Below are 6012 nucleotides of genomic sequence, written 5' to 3'. Positions count from 1 at the left end.
GGACCCTTCTGCTATGGGCGGCATGCAGGGAGGTTTTTAAACGGGTATGAGATACGTCATTCAGATTGAGGATTTGAAAAAAGTGTATCAGGTCGGAGATCAGGAAATTCATGCCCTGCGTGAGGTACAACTTGATATTGCTGACGGTGATTTTGTCGCGATCATGGGACCGTCTGGATCAGGCAAGTCCACGATGATGAATGTCATCGGCTGTCTGGATTTACCTACATCGGGACAATTTTATTTGGATGGCTATTCGATATTAGATGCCCGCGAGGATGAACTGGCTATTATACGTAATCAGAAAATCGGATTTGTATTTCAAAAATTCCATTTGCTCCCGCGAGCAACGGCTTTGGAGAATGTGGAACTGCCTATGATCTATGCGGGTATTTCTGCCAAGGAGCGTCGTTTGCGGGCAATGGAGGCCCTCACTAGCGTAGGTCTAGGCGATCGGATGAACAATAGGCCGAACGAATTGTCAGGCGGTCAGCAGCAGCGGGTGTCTATTGCGCGCGCACTTGTGAACAATCCGGTCATTCTCTTGGCGGATGAACCGACAGGCGCATTGGACTCCAAAACAAGTGTTGAAATAATGGGGATTTTTCAGCGTCTGAATGATCAGGGGAAAACGGTTGTATTGGTTACTCATGATCAGGAGGTTGCGGAATATGCCAAGCGTCTGATTCATTTTCGGGATGGGCGGATTGAAGAGGATCAGCCTGTTGGGAAACGAAGAATGGCGGCAGAGGAAGTGAAGGCATGAAGTTTAAGGAAATTATCCGTGTATCGCTCAACAGTTTGCGAACCAATATGCTGCGATCTTTGCTGACCATGGTGGGCATTATTATCGGAGTGGCTGCTGTGATTATGATTGTAGCCATCGGTAAAGGATCAACGGCTACGATTACATCTCAGATCAACAGTATGGGAAATAATCTGTTGATGATCTATCCTTATGCTCCATATGATGGTTCCAGCTCCATGTCGTTCAGTCAGACGAAAGGAATATCTCTGGAAGATATCGATGCGCTAGAGGAGCAAAAAGCAGTAGCAGAGGTAGCGCCAAGTGCCATGACCAATGCAGATATTACGTGGAGTCGCAATAAGGTCAGCGCGCAAATTGAGGGGACTTCGCTGGCATTCGTTCATGTGAGAAAGCTGTCACTAGCTCAAGGCAGGTCGTTTACCCACTATGAAGTGGATAAACAAATGAATGTGGCCGTGCTTGGGAGTGATGCGGCCCGTAATATTTTTGGTCCGGATGCCTCAAGAGCGGTCGGTGAGACGATCATGATTAAACAGCTTCCTTTTAAGGTGGTTGGTGTGCTGGCAAATTCCAATTCCAATATGAGTAACAGTGGTCAGCAGGTATATGTACCGATTACAACGGGGATGGAACGGCTAGGCAATATGAGTATTCAGCAGGTGAACGCCTCTGCAACAACAGAGGAGAAGATTAATCAGGCAAGTGCTGAAATTCGGCAGGTGCTACGTGCCAGACATGAGCTAAAGCCATCAGAGGGCGATGACTTTCAGATCATGACCCAGACGGAAATCTTAAAAACAGTGTCCGGGGTTGATCGGATTATGAATATGCTGCTGGCCGGTGTAGCTGCAATTGCGCTTGGCGTTGGAGGTGTCGGCATTATGAATATTATGCTGGTGTCCGTCACGGAACGTACGAGGGAGATCGGGATTCGTAAAGCGATTGGTGCGCAACGCAGTGATATTATGCTGCAGTTTGTGGCTGAGGCTGTTTTTCTCAGTCTGATGGGTGGACTGGTTGGCGTAATGGTGGGTCTCGGAGGTGCAAAGCTGCTCGAGAAATTCGTTCAAATGCCGATTGTGTATTCGATAGAGCCCGTGCTTTACTCTTTTCTTTGCTGTATGGGGGTTGGAGTGTTGTTCGGAGTATATCCGGCGCGAAAGGCGTCGAAGCTGCGTCCAATTGATGCTTTAAGATACGAATAAGGGAGCGGGTACTTCGCCTTACTCGAAAGAGCAGGGCAAAATACCCGTTTTTTTGTGTTAAATAAGTGTTTTAAATGATAAAAAGACATGAATAACCGCCTTAATTTTATATATGTGATGTTTTATATGCTTTTTAAGGTTGATTTATTGTTATATATGACGTATTATATTCATTATTAGATCGCAAGAAAAAAGGAGGGACGTTCATCATCGACCTTACGGCAAGACAAGTAGAAATTTTAAACATCGTACAAAAGCATGCCCCGATTACCGGGGATCAGATTGCGGAAATGCTTAATCTCAGCAAGGCGACCATTCGGACCGACCTATCCAAATTGGGCATTCTGAATTACATAGATGCAAAGCCCAAGGTCGGATATTTTGTTGGAAAGCGGGGCACGCCGAACCGGGAGGAAAAATTCCGGCTGTTGCAAATGAAGGTCGGCGATCTTCATGGGGTTCCAGTCATCGTACGAGAAACAACAACGATTCAGGAAGCTGTCGTAGCTCTCTTTTTGGAAAATGTGAGCAATTTGATCGTCACCGATGAAGACGGAGATTTGGCAGGGGTAGCTTCCCGCAAGGATTTGCTTAAGGTAACGTTAGGGAATCCCAATGCAGCAACCATTCCTGTCAGCCTTGTGATGACCCGACAGGCGAATGTTGTCACCGTTTCCCCAGAGGATACGGTATTAGAGGCAGCGCGCAAAATTATTGCCCGTCAAATCGACAGCCTGCCTGTTGTCGTCCCTTCCGACTCCGACAAGCCAGGGGAGCACTGGAAAGTTGTGGGACGCATTACAAAAACGAATATTATTAAAATGTTGCTCGATATGGTAGCAGAGGATTAATGGGAGGAATCGAATGGTTCAGGTGAGCAGTCATTTTATAGCGATCTGTTCAGACTCGATTGGCGAGACGGCAGAAGCTGTCGTACAGGCGACCATGCGCCAATTTGAGTTACCGGACACAGAGATCAAAAGATTTATGAACGTGAGGGATGAAGACGAACTGAGCCGGGTGATGGAGGAAGTTGCCGAGCGTAAAGGCTTCGTAGCTTATACGCTGGTACAGCCAGAATTGAGAGAAGCGATGAAAGAGGAGGCTGTCCGGCTGAATGTGCGGGCTGTCGACATTATGGGACCGATGATGCAGGCGTTTGCCGATACGTTCCATAACGATCCCAAAGAGAAGCCTGGTCTGCTGCACCGACTGGACGATAACTATTTTCGCCGTGTAGAGGCCTTGGATTTTGCGGTTCAATATGATGATGGTAAAGATGTGAGCGCCATTCTCAAAGCGGATATTGTATTGCTTGGAGTATCCCGTATTTCCAAAACCCCTTTATCCATGTTTCTCGCGCATAAAGGTTATAAAACGGTCAACATACCGATTGTACCGGAGCTGACACCGCCTGTTCAGTTGAAGGATGTTCAGCGTGGTCGAGTGTTCGGATTAACGATCGAGCCAGAGTTACTGTTGAAAATACGCAGTGAGCGACTAAAGGTTATGGGGCTTCCTAATAATGTGCAGTATGCTACAGCGATGAGGGTAGAAGAGGAAATAGCGTATGCACAGTCTTTGTTTAAAGAGCTGAATTGTCCGGTTATTGATGTTACAGATAAGGCGATTGAAGAGACGGCAGGTTTAATTATCAGAATGTTATAGAGCCTAGTAGCTGCTCATATAACTAAAAATTAAAATCGTAGGATACAGGAGTTTAATAGATAAATAGAAAGATTGCAGCAAAGTTGCCCTAAATAGTTCAATTGCTTAAGGGTAACAATTAATTTTTAGGAGAGGTGGAGGGATAGGTATGGAGAGTCAAATGGCATTGGAATTCGTTCGGGTAACAGAGGCAGCGGCACTGCAATCAGCACAATGGACAGGGCGTGGAGATAAGAATAGCGCAGACGAGGCGGCTACGGTAGCCATCCGCACTCATTTTAATGCGGTATCCATGGACGGCACGGTCGTCATTGGCGAAGGCGAAATGGATGAGGCTCCCATGCTGTATATCGGGGAAAGAGTAGGCAATCGCAGAGGACCGGCTATGGACATCGCTGTCGATCCACTAGAGGGAACCGAAACGGTAGCAAATGGTTTGAATAACGCTCTGTCGGTCATTGCTGCTGCACCTCGTGGTAGTCTACTCCACGCTCCGGATATGTACATGCAAAAAATGGCCGTTGGCCCGGCATTGGCTGGAAAGCTGTCACTTGAGGACCCAATTCCAACTACATTGTCAAAAGCTGCACGAGTACTCGGTAAATCCTTGTCTGATCTTACTGTGTCCATTCTTGATCGTACACGGCATGCCGGGATCATCAAGCTTCTGCGGGAAAGCGGCGTTCGAATCAAACTGCTTGGCCATGGGGATGTGATGGGCGCGATTGAAACATGCCTGGATAGCGGTGTAGATTTGCATATCGGTTCTGGTGGCGCTCCTGAGGGTGTATTGGCCGCTGCAGCGCTGAAATGCATGGGCGGAGAAATCCAGGGTCGCCTGCTGCCTCATGGTGAAGAAGAGATTGAGCGTTGCAAGCGTATGGGCATTACTGATCCCGGTGCGTTGCTCTCCATGGATGATATGGTCGGACGCCAAGGCGTGATGTTTGTGGCTACAGGTGTGACACCTGGGGAGTGGTTGCAGGGGGTTCGTTCTCTTCCTGGTCACAGAGCGGAAACTCATTCAGTCGTAATGCACTCAGAAACAAAAACGATTCGCTTCGTGCGGAGTATTCATCATACAGCGGATTCTTCCGGTACGCTTGCGGTAGCGGCATCCTCTTGAACATTGAAGTCATGGCTTCCTAAATCTGTTCCCACAGTAGGCGAAAGGTTCTTCTTCACCTTGCATCGTCCAGAGGTGAATTCAAAGCAGAAGTTTCGTATGCTGTAAACACAATACGGAGATTAAGTTTATCGTTTAACAAACAAGGAACGATAGTTCAAAAAAACAACGGTATCTAGGACTCATCCAAGGATACCGCTGTTTTTCATATTACGGGGTCAATCTAACTGTCATGGAACAGATGAAATTATCAACTCCATGGAATACGCATCGAGTATAACCTCACTTTCATTGAGTGACGTAAGCATAATTATTTTTGCCGTTTTTTGGTCCGTATTAGAAATGTGGTTTTCATTTACGTGCTTTTTTTATTAAACACACAGTCAGATAACCTAGTGCTACTACTCCTGTGCTTATAAAGCAAACTCTTAAACCATCTATTTCTACTTTTCGAGTAAGTAAATAAATAGCGAAGAGGCCAGTGAAAAATGTAAGGATTAAATTCATAATAAATTTTTCATAATTATCAACTTCCTCTGAGAAAAATGCATCCAAAAAGAATAAAAATAGTATTACTAGCATCAAAATCAAATGAAATACAAGAAGGATCAACCTTCGAAATCAGCCAAGAACTAATTGACAAAGCAAATCCTTATGTAAAATTAGAATAAAACAGATTTAAGTAATACTTCCACCCATGGGGAGTATGAATCACTTTGGTGTATTATCTATAGCTGTTTATCAGAAGGAATTAATTGCAAGTAGAATTAATTTGGTATACGTGTTAAAGTACTAGTCCAGCCGATAAAATAAGATAAAGAATCTTTATAAGTCTGAACAACCTGGAAATTTTTACAGGTAGACTTAATTGGTTTAAATTGATATATTGTTATTCCAGCCCGAAAATGATTGTTAAATAGTAAGGTTTGGATAACCCACCTGGAATTATTTACAGGTTGATTAAATTAGATGGAAATGTTATATTATTGTTCTGGCTCAAAAAGCCGTATGAAAATTTGATCTTTGAAAACTGAACAACGAGTGAGTACGGATTTTGTTTACAAAATCCAACGCTGAAATTTTGGTACATGCCGTCAGGCTGTATAAAATGGAAGCGAACAAGAGATATTTTTATCTCGTCAGTTTCAAAATGAGCTTATCGCTCTTTCTATAAACCAACTTCGGTTGGTCTTTAATGGAGAGTTTGATCCTGGCTCAGGACGAACGCTGGCGGCGTGCCTAAT

General features: G+C 45.0%; 5 protein-coding genes. All 5 read left to right on the top strand.

Annotated features, from left to right (window positions below; translation table 11 throughout):
* The first annotated feature begins 46 nt into the window (after positions 1-46).
* The gene (locus GRP75_RS17300; RefSeq protein ID WP_061832084.1) at positions 47-766 is read left to right on the top strand and encodes an ABC transporter ATP-binding protein; all 720 of its coding nucleotides are present in this window, start codon (positions 47-49) and stop codon (positions 764-766) included.
* Entirely contained in the window at positions 763-1974 is a 1212-nt protein-coding gene (locus GRP75_RS17295; protein WP_023988441.1) for an ABC transporter permease, read from the top strand. Before GRP75_RS17300 ends, GRP75_RS17295 begins: the two co-directional genes overlap by 4 nt.
* A gap of 236 nt (positions 1975-2210) precedes the next feature.
* Complete coding sequence (locus tag GRP75_RS17290) at positions 2211-2825, top strand: helix-turn-helix transcriptional regulator (protein ID WP_223822107.1); 615 nt, start codon at positions 2211-2213, stop codon at positions 2823-2825.
* 13 nt (positions 2826-2838) lie between these two features.
* Entirely contained in the window at positions 2839-3642 is an 804-nt protein-coding gene (locus GRP75_RS17285; protein WP_025723337.1) for a pyruvate, water dikinase regulatory protein, read from the top strand.
* A gap of 148 nt (positions 3643-3790) precedes the next feature.
* A complete protein-coding gene (gene glpX / locus GRP75_RS17280; RefSeq protein WP_013310165.1) occupies positions 3791-4768 on the top strand; it encodes a class II fructose-bisphosphatase in 978 nt (325 codons plus the stop codon).
* Positions 4769-6012 lie beyond the last annotated feature (1244 nt).

The sequence above is a fragment of the Paenibacillus sp. OT2-17 genome (genome assembly GCF_009827695.1).
In the GTDB taxonomy this organism is placed as follows: domain Bacteria; phylum Bacillota; class Bacilli; order Paenibacillales; family Paenibacillaceae; genus Paenibacillus; species Paenibacillus polymyxa_B.
This window is presented reverse-complemented; position numbering and strand designations above follow the sequence as displayed.